This window comes from Paenibacillus sp. cl130 (genome assembly GCF_900116035.1).
Lineage (GTDB): Bacteria > Bacillota > Bacilli > Paenibacillales > Paenibacillaceae > Paenibacillus > Paenibacillus polymyxa_B.
In genome coordinates, this window is sequence record NZ_FOYG01000001.1 from 1,104,395 (window position 1) to 1,121,174 (window position 16,780).

Annotated in this window: 12 protein-coding genes; all 12 read right to left on the reverse strand. The window is 47.6% G+C overall.

Annotation, left to right across the window (positions count from 1 at the left end; translation table 11 throughout):
* Positions 1-12: 12 nt before the first annotated feature.
* The 12 genes from BM358_RS05250 to gltB all read right to left on the reverse strand — a co-directional run bounded on the left by BM358_RS05250 (position 13) and on the right by gltB (position 16,511).
* Positions 13-1,392, reverse strand: coding sequence for a lipopolysaccharide biosynthesis protein (locus BM358_RS05250; protein ID WP_013309157.1), 1,380 nt, complete (start codon positions 1,390-1,392; stop codon positions 13-15).
* Between the two features lie 5 nt (positions 1,393-1,397).
* Entirely contained in the window at positions 1,398-2,840 is a 1,443-nt protein-coding gene (locus tag BM358_RS05255; protein ID WP_023987420.1) for an O-antigen ligase family protein, read from the reverse strand.
* A 5-nt stretch (positions 2,841-2,845) separates the two neighbouring features.
* The gene (locus tag BM358_RS05260; protein WP_028543109.1) at positions 2,846-3,616 is read right to left on the reverse strand and encodes a WecB/TagA/CpsF family glycosyltransferase; all 771 of its coding nucleotides are present in this window, start codon (positions 3,614-3,616) and stop codon (positions 2,846-2,848) included.
* A 4-nt stretch (positions 3,617-3,620) separates the two neighbouring features.
* Positions 3,621-4,958, reverse strand: coding sequence for an O-antigen ligase family protein (locus BM358_RS05265; RefSeq protein ID WP_023987419.1), 1,338 nt, complete (start codon positions 4,956-4,958; stop codon positions 3,621-3,623).
* Positions 4,959-4,968: 10 nt separating this feature from the next.
* A complete protein-coding gene (locus BM358_RS05270) occupies positions 4,969-5,904 on the reverse strand; it encodes a glycosyltransferase (RefSeq protein ID WP_028543110.1) in 936 nt (311 codons plus the stop codon).
* The gene (locus BM358_RS05275; protein ID WP_013309152.1) at positions 5,904-6,602 is read right to left on the reverse strand and encodes a sugar transferase; all 699 of its coding nucleotides are present in this window, start codon (positions 6,600-6,602) and stop codon (positions 5,904-5,906) included. Before BM358_RS05275 ends, BM358_RS05270 begins: the two co-directional genes overlap by 1 nt.
* 16 nt (positions 6,603-6,618) lie before the next feature.
* On the reverse strand, positions 6,619-7,512 hold the full coding sequence (gene galU / locus BM358_RS05280) for a UTP--glucose-1-phosphate uridylyltransferase GalU (RefSeq protein WP_013309151.1): 894 nt from the start codon (positions 7,510-7,512) through the stop codon (positions 6,619-6,621).
* 39 nt (positions 7,513-7,551) lie between these two features.
* Positions 7,552-8,190: a CpsD/CapB family tyrosine-protein kinase gene (locus tag BM358_RS05285; RefSeq protein WP_028543111.1), complete on the reverse strand. Its 639-nt coding sequence runs from the start codon at positions 8,188-8,190 to the stop codon at positions 7,552-7,554.
* Positions 8,174-8,917 carry a YveK family protein gene (locus tag BM358_RS05290; protein ID WP_023987416.1) on the reverse strand — a complete coding sequence of 248 codons (744 nt, stop codon included), beginning with the start codon at positions 8,915-8,917 and terminating at the stop codon, positions 8,174-8,176. The genes BM358_RS05285 and BM358_RS05290 overlap by 17 nt, the downstream gene beginning before the upstream one ends.
* 281 nt (positions 8,918-9,198) lie before the next feature.
* A complete protein-coding gene (locus BM358_RS05295) occupies positions 9,199-9,837 on the reverse strand; it encodes a response regulator (protein WP_013309148.1) in 639 nt (212 codons plus the stop codon).
* A gap of 116 nt (positions 9,838-9,953) precedes the next feature.
* On the reverse strand, positions 9,954-11,591 hold the full coding sequence (locus BM358_RS05300; protein ID WP_028543112.1) for a sensor histidine kinase: 1,638 nt from the start codon (positions 11,589-11,591) through the stop codon (positions 9,954-9,956).
* Positions 11,592-11,912: 321 nt separating this feature from the next.
* A complete protein-coding gene (gene gltB / locus BM358_RS05305) occupies positions 11,913-16,511 on the reverse strand; it encodes a glutamate synthase large subunit (protein WP_028543113.1) in 4,599 nt (1,532 codons plus the stop codon).
* Positions 16,512-16,780 lie beyond the last annotated feature (269 nt).

Sequence of the window (16,780 nt, forward strand, 5' to 3'; positions counted from 1 at the left end):
CTCCTTCTTTATCTAACCGTTAACTGGCTTTTTCCGGATGTAGTGTGACATCGTTGATCGGAGCCATTGAAAATCTTGTTTGGAAATAAGCAGTCTTGGAATCTTCATTTTTAGAACGAATTTAACATTACATAAAATGAAAATGAACCGTAGAATCCCCGAAGACAGCATTGCTATCCCTGCACCCGTCAATCCATATTTCGGTACGAGTATGGACAGCAATGGAATGACGAGCGCCAATCCGACACCCTGTAGAATGGTAACCAGTTTGGGCTTACCCAACGCCATAAATTGTTGTGCCAGCACCATGGTTCCCCCACTGATAGCAACCTCAAGCACCAGGAACCGGAATACCGTAAGCGCTTGTTTAAACTCTTGACCATATAACAATGTAAATACGAACGGAGCAATCAGCATCAGCATCACCGCAGCCAGAAAGGTTGCCGTTGATGTCACTCGAAATGCCCGAAATGTTATGGCCACCGCCTCTTCCTTATTCAGACCGGAGGCTTTGGGAAACAGCACGACAATGATCGAGGTAGAAAATACATTCACCATCCTGGCCAAGCTGACCGCTACTGCATATAAACCGAGATCAGCGGGTCTGAGCAGACCCGCAATCAAAATCTGATCAATATAAGTGGAAACCTGCCCCATGAGATCATTTCCGTATGAACCCATACCGTAGGTAAAGAGATTTTTAAATTGCGTCCAGCTGTTCTTTACCTTTGGTTTGTACAGCCGAATCATTCGTATCGTGACACCAATATAAATCGGCAAGCCCGGCAGTAAATAGGCCAATGCCGAGGTGTACGGATTCATATTTCCGGTTAAGATCAGAATCGCCAGACCCAGCAGTGTACTTAGCGGTACCAGATACCGGAATAAATTGTACTGCTTATATTCCGAGCGAACTTGAAGCAATGCATTATTGATCTGTGAAATCGCTATGAGCGGACACATCATCATGGAGCACTGCGCGAAAAGTATGACCGATGAAGAAAAAGAGCGCAGCCAATAAGGAATTAGAAAAACTCCGACGAGTGTCGCCAAGCCCCCGAACATGGTAGCCAGCAGCAAGGCCAGACCATACAGCTTGCCCGTTTCCTCCGGTTTCCTTTTCGCATTGTAAATTAATGCAGATGGGACACCGAAGCTCATGCAGAAGGCGAGAAATTGGGACCAGTTCACCATCGCTGTCTGTTCCCCGCGTCCAGTAGGACCCAGGAATCGTGCCGTTAGCACACCAGTCAGCATATTCACGACGAGAATCAGCATACTGAATATCATCGTTTTTACTGCTGCAGAGCTGTTATCCTTGCTTTTGGCAAACCGAATCACCGTGGACCATAGTGTCCGGACAGGTGCGGATAATGCTTGTAAGTTTTGCACAGCCTTTACCTTCTTTCCGCGATGACATCTTTTGCCCATAGTCCTATTCCGATCATCATCCAGATCAGATAGCCGCGCATACCGGGGAAACCATTATCTGATATGAGACTGGCTACAGCTCCGGCCCACGTAGCCAACGCCAGTCTGATATAAGGCTGACTGGCATCTCGTGCGGCAATACGGGCGAGAAGACGCTTGATGATAACGAAGAGACCACCGAAGAAAAAGAATGCCCCGAAAATACCGAAGGTGAGGAAAATGGCGATATATCCATTATCCATAATCCCAAGTTCGCCGAGATCGCCGCCGTTATCAAGCTTGGTTCCGATTCCTACACTCCCAATCCCCTGCCCGACCGGATTGCCAGCAATCGCCGGAAGCATCGTATGCAGTAAATCCAAACGTTCATTGTACGAATGATCCTGCTGAATATCCGTCAGCGTCTGCATGCGAGCCACCAAACCTTCTGCCCCTGGAAGTTTTGGAACAATGATGTAGAGAAGAAGGCCAACTATAGCTAGTTGAAACAAGGTTTTCCACTTTCCCTTGGAAGACGAACTGAGAATGTAAGCCAGTAACATGACGAATGCAATTAGCCAGGCTGAACGTACCAGCGTGATTAAGAGACAAACGACCGTCAGCAGGATTCCGATCCATCCCAAAGTGCCACGCCAACGTTTTTCCATTAGCATGGGTACAAGTGCCATCGCCAGGAAAATAGCGCAGGGACCGGGCGAGTTCATGGAAGAAAATACTCTGATTTGAAGTGGTTCTGGAACACCAATGGAATTCATTTCTACATGATTCATCCAAAATGCATCCCACGGAGGCACCGTCAAGTACTGAATAATGCCGTAAATTGCCACAAGAACAGCAATGTTGGCATATGAATACAGCAGTCGGTCCAGCTCCTTCGCCTTCATGGGCTTAATCGCAAGATAAGGCAACAGGATCAAAGGAACCACATAATTGGCTAAATCATAAGCAAAAACAATACCATTTTTGAATAACCCGACCACACTTCCGTAGGCCAATTCTATGCCGAAAAATACAGCAATTCGGGTCAAGGGTTTTTCCGCCTGATGAATGCCTCGCAACACAGGAATAATCAACATACTGCTTACCAGCAGCGGTGCCACGCTCAACAAGGAAACCGAGTGATACGTTCCCTCCATCCAATCCGCAATGCGGCGGATTTCCGGGCCTACTGCCCACACTGCCAGTGTGTAAGGAATCAGTAGCCGCGATTGCAAGATCGCCAGCAGGAAGGCCGGAAAAACGAGCGCCAGCAATATGGCTCCCTGCTGGCTCATGGTGGGATTCATCTTGGCGCTGACAAATCCGATGGCGAGTGGCAACATACAAGCCAGCAACCCCATGCCGATCATGCTGATTCCACGCCGATTTCCTAGCCAAACGGAAATCTGCTGATCTGCCAACCGACTCATGTTTCTCACCCCTGACCTCCCTTCATCCGCTTCCGCTTGAACATCTCCTTAAACAGCAGAACGAGAAATTGGGAATCCTCAATCAAATATCTTTTCCACAATCGTTTAGGCTCCTGAGACAACCTCCAGAACCATTCAAATCCCGTCTTCTGCATCAGCTCCGGTGCTCTTTTCACATTTCCCGACAGGAAATCAAAGGTCGCTCCCACCCCAATCGAAATCGGAGCGCGGTAAGTCTCGTAATATCTGTAGATCCATTTTTCCTGTTTAGGGGCGCCTACACCTACAAAAACGATGTCCGGGCGAGCCTCTTGAAGCAGTTGGATAATGTGCCTATTCTCCTCCTCGTTTTTCTCAAAACCATAAGAAGGAGAGTAACAGCCCACCACATTCATGTTCGGATAAGATTCCTGGAGATTGAGCATAGCCTTCTCAGGAATACCGTCAGCTGCACCCAGAAAAAATAAACGATAGCCTCGATCCTCAAAAGCCTCTCCCAACCGAGTGAACAAATCTGACCCGGAGACCTTTTGTTTGAGGGGTTTTTTCAGTAACTTGGACGCCCATATGATAGGCATCCCATCGGCCACTACAGCTCCGGCATCCGAATACACCTTGCGGAATTCATCATCCTTGCGAAGCTTGATCACATGATCGACATTACAGGTCAAAATGTAGGAATGACGCTGATGTTCAATAGAGGTATCTATAAATTCGAGTAGATCATTAAAATCGTAATTATCAAAGTTGACATCGAACATGTTCACTCTGCTCATCGTATCACTTCTCTTTGCGAAAATCGGTTTGAGTAGATGTCTGGTATAACGCGTTCAAATACCAGCAAAATGGAATAATCATCTGAACCGTCGACAACGTATTATCTGAAAACGAGTAGATCAGAAAGCCTGCAATTAAGCTTACAAAATAAGGTTTGATAGACTTGGCAAGCGACCGGTAAATGAGAGCGAACACGATCAGCAATGAAAGCATTAATAGCCCGCAACCGATATATCCCGTGTCAAAATAAAAGCGTATATACTCGTTATGCGGTACAACAAAGCCATTGAATAATGTCCCATCGTTCGCGACCGTTACCGCGCCAAGACCTCTCCCTGACCAAGGGTAATCATGTACTCTGTTCAAAAAATATTCCCATGCCTCCGAGCGTCCCGACAGGTCAATGCCTGTATCGGTCTCCCGTTCGAAGGAGCGTTTTTTTAAATTGTTCCATTGCAGGGCCACCGCCCCCAGAGCAACCAAAAACGATCCGGCCAGCGGTAGCAAATAATTGACTTTCCCCTTGAGGTACTGACGGGCAATATCAAACAGATACACAGCAAACATTAATAACAATGCCAGAATCGGTCCACGTGTACCGGTGGCGATCAGAATCAGAAAGTTCAGTGCCAACACAGTGTAATAAAATGCGGCTTGCTTGGGTTTACGCTTGACCTCAATTAGAGAGACGGCAATTCCGAGAAAGGAGAGCATTGCCAGATGCGGCGGTATATTCGCTCCTTGTACTCTGACTGCGCCCGTAAATTCTACATCCGTAAACGAATGCAGCCCTAGAACCTGCAAACCCAATCCAATGACCACACTAATAATTGGCAACAGACTGATCAGTCGGATATGCTTTTCTGCTACATCCTTTTTCCACTGGATCAGTAAAAAAAAGAAAGGGAGTGATAAACCGACGAACGCCTTAACGGCAATCGAGGTCGTTAACAAAGGCAGCCATGCTGAAAATCCAAATGTGATCCCCAGCATGATCACCAATGCCCAGACCGGATAGCTGAACTTGAGACGTATGCCATACACGAGCATGCACGGCACCAGCAGAGCCAAAATGCCCAATTTGTACAATGACAAAATCTCAATACCGAACACGCCACCCTGATACAGAGAATCGACTGAGACTGCTGTACTTAGCAAAACAGCGTAGCTGATGCGCTCTGGATGATGGATAGAAACAGCCAGCAAGAGCAGTAAACATACCGCCGCAATACTGACCACCGGCTGATAGGTAGCCGCAATTCCTACAGCAAGAGCGCCCAGTAGAAAAATAAAAACATGCTGTATGGTGTTTATTCTAGTAGTCCAAGGATAGTTACTCATGTTCCATCTTTCACCCCGCAGCTGACTCGCTTTTCCGGTTGCGCAGTGTATCCAGTGTCCCACGGATACTTTCAAGCCTGCACCGGTTCAACAGCTTCCTGCCCTCACTACGTGCCAGCAGGGAATCCAAAGTGATGTATAACACTTTGGCTGCCGTCTTCGCCATCAGCATCGCGTTGCCGCGCAGACCTACGGCCTGAGCAGCGTTAGACAAGCCCTGACAATAGTAGCGGTTCATGATCCATTCTTTCGTTAACCGTGAAGCCGGCACAAAATGTTCCACAGACATGTGTGGATGATACATAATCGTTCCACCATTTTTACGGATTTGCTCGAATACCCACGATTCTTCACCTGATAGAAGGATATCTCCCTTTCTGCCTAGATGAAGCGGGAACATAACGGCGGCAAAAGCCGTTTTGCGCATCGCCATATTCGCTCCAAATGGATTCAGTCCAGACGGATATTCACGAACGGCTTTGCCCAGATCAATAATCGTGTAAGGCAGTTCAAGCGGGCCTGTTAGCCAACCCGGTCGTTCCGTCTCAAACATAGGGTCAATTTTCCCACCCATAGCCGTCAGCTCAGGATTGTTCCCGAATGCTGACATAATCGTTTGCAACCATGTAACACACGGAATTGCATCATCATCGAGAAAAGCAATGACTTCCGCTCTTGATAACGTAATGCCTGCATTGCGAGCAGCAGACAGTCCTTGTTCGCGCTCATAATGATATCGGAGATGGATATTCTGACCATGGGCGACGGTGAACCTTTTGATCGTCGCTGCTGTATGATCGGTGGATCGGTTATCGACCACAATGATCTCAGCCAGTGCAAGGTCTTCCAGCTCCAGCAGGGACATTAACGTTTTCTCCAGCAGGTCCGCCCGGTTATAGGTGCAAATAACGACGGACACTGCGGGACATCGCTTGAATGCATCCATCAGTAAGCATCCTTGGAGAACAGCATTTTAACGCCTGTTTTCATGATGATTTTCAAATCGAGCCACGTATTGCGAACATGAATATACTTCAAATCCATTTGCACCATTTCTTCGAAGCCTACACTGTTACGTGCGCTCACCTGCCAGTAACCCGTACATCCCGGTGTTACAATCAGGCGTTGCTTATCATAATCAGAATATTGCTCGACCTCGCTGGGCAACGGCGGACGCGGACCGACTAAAGTCATGTCGCCGACCAACACGTTCCACAGCTGCGGAATCTCATCAATACTCGTCTTGCGCAGAAAACTGCCAATTTTCGTGATCCGAGGATCGTTTTTAATTTTAAACATGGCGCCGCTCACTTCATTCAGCTCCATCAAGTCCTTTTTCAGTTCCTCTGCATTGGACACCATTGAACGGAATTTATACATATCGAATAACTTCTCATTCTTGCCCACCCGAGTTTGCTTGAAAAACACGCTTCCCTTTGGGTCTTCGAGCTTAATCAAAACGCCTACCACTACAAAAAGCGGAAGCAAGACGATCAAGCCCACGAACGACAGCAGCATATCAAGGAGGCGTTTTGTGACCAGGTAGGACGTTTTATCCTGAATTTGTGTATTTCCGTATGGCATGTAAAACGCTTTACCTGACATGACAGCCTCGCCGTCCTCCGGTAAATTTTCCATGCTCATGCTGACGCACCCCCTCTCAACCTGCCGTGGTTGCTTTCTCGGTCTTTTTCAACCATTCATTCATGGCCTCCATAACCGGATACTTCAAATCATCGCTGGCAAGTGCAAATTCAAGTGTGGTTAAAATATATCCAAGACGCTCACCCACGTCATAACGAGTGCCTTCAAAATCATAGGCGTACACACGCTCACTCTGATTCAGCTTTTGGATCGCATCCGTCAACTGAATTTCGCCGCCAGCTCCTTTTTCCTGAAGATCAAGATATTTGAAAATTTTCGGCGAGAACACGTAGCGACCCATAATAGCCAAATCAGATGGCGCTGTGCCTGGAGCCGGTTTTTCTATAAAATTATTCACTCGGTACAAGCGTCCGTCCTGCTGATCCGGTTCAATGATGCCGTACCGGTTCGTAAATTCCTGCGGTACCCGCTGCACACCGATAACCGAATTTTGAGTTTCCTCATACTGATCCATCAGCTGGCGCAGGCAAGGTTTTTGACCTGTTACGATATCATCGCCCAGCAGCACACCAAACGGCTCGTCCCCGATAAAGCGTCTTGCGCACCATACCGCATGTCCAAGACCTTTGGGTTCTTTTTGGCGAATGTAGTGAATTTCCACTCCCGAAGAACGCTGTACTTCCTCCAGAAGTTTCAGCTTACCGTCCTCGAGCAGTTTGGATTCCAGCTCAAATGCGTTGTCAAAGTGGTCCTCAATGGCACGTTTGCCTTTACCCGTAACGATAATAATGTCCTCAATACCCGAAGCAATCGCTTCTTCCACGATATATTGAATCGTAGGCTTATTGATAATTGGAAGCATTTCCTTAGGCATCGCTTTTGTGGCAGGGAGGAAGCGCGTACCTAACCCTGCTGCTGGAATAATGGCCTTTTTCACTCTTTTCGTCATCGCACTCATTCTCCTTGCTTCATCGAATTTTGGTGTTGCTTACTTCACCTGATTCATCACAATTCCAACCAGCGTCGCACTGGCCTGCTCCATGAGTTGCTTTGTTTTGCGTAGATCTTCCCGTTTGGTACGACCATGTCTAGCAACGAGAATCACACCATCCGTCAAGCCTGCAATCAAGCGAGCATCCGTATAATTCAACGCCGGAGCCGAATCAAGCAAGATGATGTCATATTCACGTTTGAGCTCTTCCAGCAGCTCAGCCATACGTTCGCTACCGAGCAGATCTGCTGCGTTGTACAGGGTGTCTCCACCGGGAACAACCGATAGCTCCAGCCCACCATGCCTAACGATAGACTTGGAAGAAGCCCCACCGCGCAAATAAGCCGATAGACCTGCGGTATTCTCCATTCCGAATATTTCGTGCAGCGCTGGTTTATGCAGATTGCAATCCACCAGAGCCACCTTCTTGCCTTCTTGTGCAAAGGAAACTCCGATGTTGGCGAGCAGTGTAGTTTTACCCGCTCCGCTTTCCGGCGAGGTCAACAATAGAACCGTGCCACGGTCCTTTTGCCCAATCACCTGCTGCCGGATGTATGTACGGAGGGATCGAAATGATTCCGAGATATACGATGATGGATTACTTTCTGTAATCAACATGTCATTCAATCGCAGCATATTTACGCTCCCCTACCCGTTCTTTGGAATTTCCGGCTGCTCCATCGACGTCTTTCTTGCGAATGACTGGAATCGATGCGATTACCGGAATGCCGATGTCCGCGTCCGCTTCTTTCTCCGAGCGCAGCGTGCCGTTAATGCTTTCCAGGAACACAATCGTGCCCAATGCAATCATCAGCGATACGAGAAAACTAATCGCAATATTCATGAGCGGGTTCCCATTAATCGGGTCAGGATTGGCCTGAGGGTCCGCTTCATTTAAAATTTTCACATTATTCAATTCCATCAATCCCGGAACCGTCTGTACGAATTTCTGGGTTACCGCGTTTACAACCGCTGCGGCCTGTGGATAGCTCCCTGCCTCAAACGTCAAACCGATAACCTGACTTTTATCCGAGGATTTAATCTGCAGCTTCTCTGCCAACTTCTGCTGCGTCAAACCGAACTCGGGATGAGCCGCTACAACAGCGTCCATAATTTTAGGTGAAGTGAGAATTTGCTTGTAGCTTTCCACCAAATTAAGACTTGTGTTGACGTCGTTCAGATTGTTACTCCCCTGCTTGGCGGAAATATGATTAACCAGCAGTTGGCTTGAAGCGGAATAGACTGGCTTCACAACATTGTCGCTCACAAAGTATGTTGTTACACATGAGAGAATGACAAAAATTGCGATCAGCCACAATCTTCTTTTGATCAGGACTAGATAATCCAAAATGGTTTTCTCCACAAAAATCCTCCCTCCTATACAATTTCTCTTCATATTTAAGTATGACTTTATTGTAACAATTGGCTCTGTGAACGACATGGAACCGAATGGCACTTTCTCCCTCACTATGGGGGGAGGGAAATGTATACTTTCGGATACGGCATGGTATACTTTTGTACCATGCTTTGTCGATTATGGAAAAAGAAATCGAAAAAAGCCTCAAAATCACAAAGCTTGGTGATTTTGAGGCTTTTCTTTCCACTCGCATATAAAAGTGCAGCGCAGCTTATAGAGTCAGCGCATCATACCATGTTTGTTGGCTCGTACTTCGCCAGACCAATGGCATTGGCATACAATGCTGCCTGCGTACGATCCGCCAGCCGCAGCTTGGCCAAGATCTGACTGACATGCTTTTTGACTGTGAACTCACTGATAAATAACCGCGATGCAATTTCACGATTGCAGGCTCCTTGTCCCAGCTCGACCAGCACTTCCTTTTCCTTTGGCGTCAGGTCGTCCGACAGATTGCCCGCATCTTCACGCAGCTTGTTTTCGAGAATAGCCGGATCATAATATTTGCGTCCTTTGTTGACAAGATGAATCGCGTAAATTAATTCCTCAGGCAATGCTTCCTTAAGCACATAACCATCCACGGAAGCTTCCTCTGCTTTCAGAAAATCTTCACGTGTTGCGGAAGAGGTCAGCAAAATAAATTTGCTTCTGAAACCACGTCCGCGCGCTATCTTGATAATATCCAGCCCCGATTCATCAGCTAGTTTCAAATCCAGCAGCACCAGATCCGGATCTGTTTCCTCGATCACCACAAGTGCTTCCTGTTGATTCTGGGCCTCTCCCGCAAACTGAACATTGGGCTGCATGGATATAACCGCAGCGAGTCCTTTCCGTACTAAAGGATGATCATCGACAATGACAATTTTCATGATTCGGCCTCCTGTCTACAGTTCAGGATTTGCATAATCCCTATGTATCCGATTGTTACCGCAGATTTTGTATTGCAGAATGTTCACGCATTTTATTCGAGGATTTTGCAAAATCCTCATTCATAAGCATTTACCGGAATGGACAATCGGATCTGTGTTCCCTCTCCGATTCGACTTGAAATATCAAATTCGCCTCCCATCGATTGAGCTAAATATTCCATATTCATCATGCCCAGGCCCCCGCCTGCACTGACCGCCTCACCTCCTGCTACCATTCTCGCCGTCTCAAACCCTACTCCGTCGTCATGAATAGACAGTCTAATCACTTGGGGCGTCAATTTTAACTTCACATCAATTCGCTTGGCCAATCCATGACGGATTGCGTTCCCCGCCGCTTCGGAAATGATGCGGAACAAAGCTTTTTGGTACAAATACGGAAGTGAATAATGATCACCATGAATGTCAAAATCAATTTGTACATGGTTCAGCTTGGAGAGTGTATGGAGATGACTTTTCACCGTCCCTAACCAAGTTGAGCCTCCGCTTTTTTTCGAGCTTAAACTATGAATCGCCCCTTTCAGCTCTCTAACCGCTTGGTTAGCAGATTGCTGAATTAGATCAATTTGTTCCTCCACCTGCTCCTTTGGCTGATGACACCAGGTTTGCCGGAGAGAATGCGTTGCGTACACAATACCAAAAAGACTTTGAGAAACATTGTCATGCATTTCATTTGCAATTCGGTTCTGCTCATTCGTCACAATCAGCTGATTTTCAATACGCTCCAGCTCATAGCGCTCCAAGAACACAGCGCTCAGCTCAGCCAAGAATATCAGTTGTTGCACGAGCCAGCGTCTTCCTGTCAGACTTTGATCCGGGCCCAGCTTGAGGCCAATCGTCGCTACAAAACGGGTCGTCATCGGTACTGTGATCATGAGGAAATCGCCCCATTCTGGCAGATGTCTGAAAAATGGTTCACGCTCTTCCCTGAATTCCTCCCGATAATTCCCCAGCTCCTCAAATAGCTGCTCCTCCTCCTCTACCGTCCAGCCTGTCTGGCTACTTTCCGGTGCATCCTCCTCCTGACTATCCAGCCAGAAAAATGCACGGCTCTGCTTTGTTAGCTTGACAGTATAGTCTGAGATGACCTGGCCGAGATTTAAAGCCTCATTGTGGCTGGTCGTCTCCATGATGTGGTAAATCGACTTGATATGATCCATCGTCTCATTGGCTTGTTCTTTAGCCACCTTCAGTTCGTCCTTCATGACGCCGATAACCTGCATTGCCATCGTAGTTACGATCAGTACCAGAAACAAATTGATATTCTGCAATATAAGATCCCACAAAAAATATTGACCTGGTGTAAAAAAGATATAACAAAATGTAAGCACCAAGCCGATATAAGAAAGGAGGAGTGTCCAACTGTATCTCATAGACAGATGAGCACAAGCCACCAGCATGGGGGTAATCACATACCATTTGAACGGGCTATCCATCCCTCCGGTTGGGAATAACAACAAAATGATCCCTGCTGTTTCTAGTGCAATGCTGCATTTCAATACCATATCATGAAGTCTGTATTTACGGTAAATCCAAGTAAATGCTGTAACGGATAAAAATAGAAAACCAATCAGTAATAGCTTCTGCCACACGATTAACCTAGATGATTCGAACAGAAAAACAAGTGACGTTAGAGATAGTGATACATAACGGTATAAAAAAATCATTTTGTCTTCTGCTGACTTCCTCAACTTCATCCTGTCACCCTATTCTGTGTTTTGAAGGGACGATGGGCATATTAGGTTTGTTTGTGTACTCTAAAAAAATCATAACCAATCCAAAAATAAATAACAAGACATAAACTCTTACGTAAACGGTTACATTCCAAAAAATTTGGTACTTTTTATAACATATTTACCGTTTCAGGAAAACATTTTGGGGGTAATGTCAGAATTTATGACGTTTGTCAAGGAAATGAATCACATTTTTAGCAACCTAAAAAAGACTTGCTGGTACCACCGTGATTATAACAGCGGTATTCAGCGAGTCCTTTTTTAGTAAATTTGGTAGTCTACATTTTAGCCCCCGGCACGCGCCAATTCACGCATATTGGCTTCAAATGCTGCCAACAGAGCTTCATCTCCGCTCAAACCAGTTGCCTCTTCTTTTTGGATCTGTTCAACCATACGCTTGTAATCCTTTGGAATCACCCGTACAAACTGCTGAATCGCAGTCTGCCAATCATCCAAAATACGTTGTCCCGCTTCACTACCCGTGTAAGTGACATGGCGTTGAATCAAGCCGCGCAAATCCGCTGCTTCTGCAGGTTCTTCCACACCTTCCAGCAACACCATTTCCAGATTACAACGGCTCAGGAACGTCCCCTCAGGGTCATAGACATATGCAATACCTCCGGACATTCCGGCTCCAAAATTCCGTCCGGTTCCACCCAATACCGCTACACGTCCGCCCGTCATATATTCGCAACCATGATCCCCAACGCCCTCAACTACAATTCGTGCGCCGGAGTTCCGAACGGCAAAGCGCTCGCCTGCGATTCCGCTAATGTAAGCTTCACCGCTGGTCGCTCCATACAAGGCTGTATTTCCGATAATAATGTTCTCTTCTGCCTTAAAGGTTGCTTTGTGAGACTTTTTCACTATAACCTTACCGCCAGATAGCCCTTTACCGACATAGTCATTGCTATCGCCTTCCACGCTCAGCGTGATGCCTTTCGGAATAAATGCCCCGAAGCTCTGACCTGCCGATCCAATAAAGTTAAAGCGAATCGTATCCTCTGGCAGACCCGCCGCTCCATACTTACGGGTGACCTCGCTGCCCAGAATCGTTCCTACCGCCCGATTTACGTTTGTAATAGGTAAGGTACCCTCAACAGGCGTTCCGTTCTCCAGCGCTTCCGCAGCCATCGGTACGAGCTGCTGCATGTCGAGTGTTTCTTCCAGACCGTGATTTTGGCGTTGTACGCGGTAACGTACACTACCTTCTTCCAACTCAGGAACATGCAACAGCAAGCTCAGGTCTACGCCCTTCTTCTTCCAATGCGAATCGGCGTTCACGGTATCCAGACAATCCGTACGTCCAATCATTTCCTGAATTGTACGGAAGCCCAATTCCGCCATAATTTCACGGACATCTTCTGCGATGAAACGCATAAAATTCACCACATGGGCAGGATCGCCCATATAATTTTTGCGCAGCTCCGGATTCTGCGTAGCCACACCAACCGGACATGTATCCATTTGGCATACCCGCATCATAATACAGCCCAACGCCACGAGCGGCGCTGTAGAGAAGCCGTATTCTTCCGCGCCCAACAGGGCAGCTACTACCAAATCGCGGCCAGACAGCATCTTGCCGTCTGTCTCCAATACCACGCGGTCGCGCAGGTTGTTCAACATCAGCGTCTGATGCGTCTCCGCCAGACCCAGCTCCCAAGGCATACCTGCATGGCGAATGGAGCCTTGCGGGGAAGCGCCTGTACCACCGTCGTAACCGCTGACCAGAATAATGTCAGCACGGCCTTTTGCTACCCCTGTAGCAATCGTGCCTACGCCTACTTCTGACACCAGTTTCACGTTAATGTCAGCACGCGGATTGGCGTTTTTGAGATCATAGATGAGCTCTGCCAAATCCTCGATAGAATAAATATCGTGATGCGGCGGTGGTGAAATCAAACCTACTCCTGGCGTAGAACCACGTACCTCAGCAACCCAAGGGTATACCTTACGTCCTGGCAGTTGTCCACCTTCACCCGGCTTCGCGCCTTGCGCCATTTTGATCTGAATTTCGTCGGCATTCACCAAGTAATTCGATGTTACACCGAATCGGCCTGACGCTACCTGCTTAATCGAACTGCGACGAGAATCGCCATTGGCATCCGGAATGAAACGTGCAGGGTTCTCCCCACCTTCACCCGTATTGCTCTTGCCACCGATCCGATTCATCGCAATCGCCATATCTTCATGCGCTTCCTGACTGATCGAGCCAAAGGACATGGCTCCTGTCTTGAAGCGACGCATAATGGATGCAGCGGATTCCACTTCTTCCAGCGGCACAGGCTCACCCGTAGGCTTCAACTGAAGCATCGAGCGGATCGTTAAATGCTGTTCCGTTTCGCCCTGCACCAGCTTGGCGTATTTCTTGTATAACTTGTAGTCTCCAGAGCGAACCGACTGCTGGAGCAAATGCACCGTTTGCGGGTTAAACAAATGCTCTTCCCCGTCGTTACGCCATTGATAGTCGCCGCCCGAATCCAGCACTTTGTCGTTGCCGTCCTTGTCGGTGAAAGCACGGTTATGATGAACGAGCGCTTCCGTAGTCACTTCCTCCAGACCGATACCGCCAATGCGGGAAGGTGTCCAGGTGAAATAACGGTCAACAAAATCCTGTTTCAGACCTACAGCCTCAAAAATTTGTGCTCCACGGTACGACTGAATCGTGGAAATACCCATTTTGGACAATATTTTAACGACACCCTTTGTTGCCGCTTTAATATAATTTTTAACTGCCTTTTCGTGCGAGATGCCGCGCAGCAAGCCCTGCTGAATCATGACATCCAGCGTTTCAAAAGCCAGATAAGGATTAACCGCGCTCACACCGTATCCAAGCAGCACCGCATAATGGTGAATATCCCTTGGCTCCCCGGACTCCAGCAAAATGCTCACACGTGTACGTGTACCCTGCTTAATCAGATGGTGATGCAGGCTGGAAACAGCTAGCAACGCCGGAATGGCCGCATTTTCCGCATCCACTCCACGGTCGGACAAAATCAGGATGTTATGACCTTTGTCAATGACACGGTCAGCCGCCTCAAACAATCCTTCCAGCGCCTTGCGTAAGCCCTCAGCACCTTCCTTCGCTTCAAAGAAGATCGGAATTGTCATTGATTTGAAGCCCGGACGGTGTACGTGGCGAATTTTGGCAAACTCCTCATTCGACAACACCGGCGAATCCAAACGAATCTGACGACAGCTTTCCGGTTCTGGATGCAGTAAATTGCGCTCTGGCCCAATCGTAGTTGCGGTTGACGTTACAATCTCTTCACGAATGGCGTCAATCGGCGGGTTCGTGACTTGGGCAAACATTTGTTTAAAGTAATTGTACAAACGTTGCGGACGATCAGACAGCACCGCCAATGGTGCGTCGTACCCCATTGAGCCAATCGGTTCTGCACCTGTAAGTGCCATCGGCTCCAGAATTTTGCGCAGTTCTTCAAACGTATATCCAAAAGCGAGCTGAAGCTGATTTACATTTTCATGTTTAGGCTCCGGCTGTTCTAGTGCTTCTGGCAGCTCATCCAGATCAACCAAGTGCTCATCCAGCCATTGCTGATAAGGTTCCTCGGAAGCGATACGTTCCTTTAACTCTTCGTCAGAAACGATACGGCCTTCTTGGGTATCAACCAACAGCATACGACCCGGACGGAGACGATCCTTATAGAGCACATTTTCAGGAGCAATATCCAATACACCCGCCTCTGAAGACAGTGCGATCAGATCGTCCTTGGTCACATAGTAACGTGCAGGACGCAGACCGTTGCGGTCGAGAATGGCTCCGATTTGGATACCGTCTGTAAACGCCATCGCAGCAGGTCCGTCCCACGGTTCCATCATGGTGCTGTGATATTCATAAAATGCTCGCTTCTTCGGGTCCATGGTTTCATGCTTGTTCCAAGGCTCCGGCACCATCATCATGGCTACATGAGGAAGGGAACGTCCGCTCAGATACAGAAACTCCAGCGTATTATCAAACATGGCTGTATCGGAGCCATCTGGGTTAATGACTGGTTTTACCTTCTTGATATCTCCACCAAACGCTTCGCTTTCAAACTGCGCCTGGCGAGCATGCATCCAGTTCACGTTGCCGCGCATAGTATTGATTTCACCGTTGTGAATCATAAAACGATAAGGATGCGCACGGTCCCAGCTCGGGAACGTATTCGTGCTAAAACGGGAATGGACCAGCGCGATCGCCGATGTCATCCGCTCATCCTGCAAATCCAGATAAAATTTGCCTACCTGCTCGGTTGTCAGCATTCCTTTGTATACAACCTTGCGACATGACAAACTTGGAATATAGAACGACTCACCGTTCTCATCCTCTTGGTTATAGCGAATAGCAAGCTCTGCACGTTTGCGAATGACATACAGTTTCCGTTCAAAGTCCAGCTCTTCCTTCAGATCGCTACTGCGACCGATGAATACCTGACGCACGCCCGGTTTAGCTGCTTTTGCCGATTTCCCCAGCATTTCGTCATAAGTTGGAACATCGCGAAAACCCAAACAATTTTGACCTTCGTCCACGATGATATCTCTTAGCTTCTGCTCATGCACCTCACGAACTTTTGGATCATTGGATACAAAAAGCATACCAACGCCATAATGTCCGGCCTTTGGCAATTTGAAACCCAATCGCTCCGCTTCCTCTTGAAAAAACAGATGAGGGACCTGAATCATAATCCCTGCTCCGTCACCGGAGTTTGGTTCACTTCCCTGACCGCCCCGATGCTCCATATTCACGAGCATGGTCAAAGCCTGACTTACAATATCGTGCGATGGTTTTCCCTTGATGTGGGCAACAAAGCCCATGCCGCAGGCGTCTTTTTCGAATTGGGGATCATATAGTCCCTGTTTGGGTGGTAAACCTGTCTGTCTCATGGAACGCAACCTTTCTGTTATAAAGTCATGCTGGCCTGAAATACAGGCGGCCGAATAGAAGACAGTGGCAACAAGAGGTAACTCAAAGAACAACTACGAGGAATGGGGGACAAAACATGTGACGTATTCAAGGCGGTACGGTCCGCTGAATGCGTATGTTTTTCAATAATTATGCAATGGCTTGACTTGAAAAATACGTCGATTCCACTGATGAATCTAATTAGTTCTATCATTTTATCATTGACCTATCATGTTAGCAATTCAAAGTT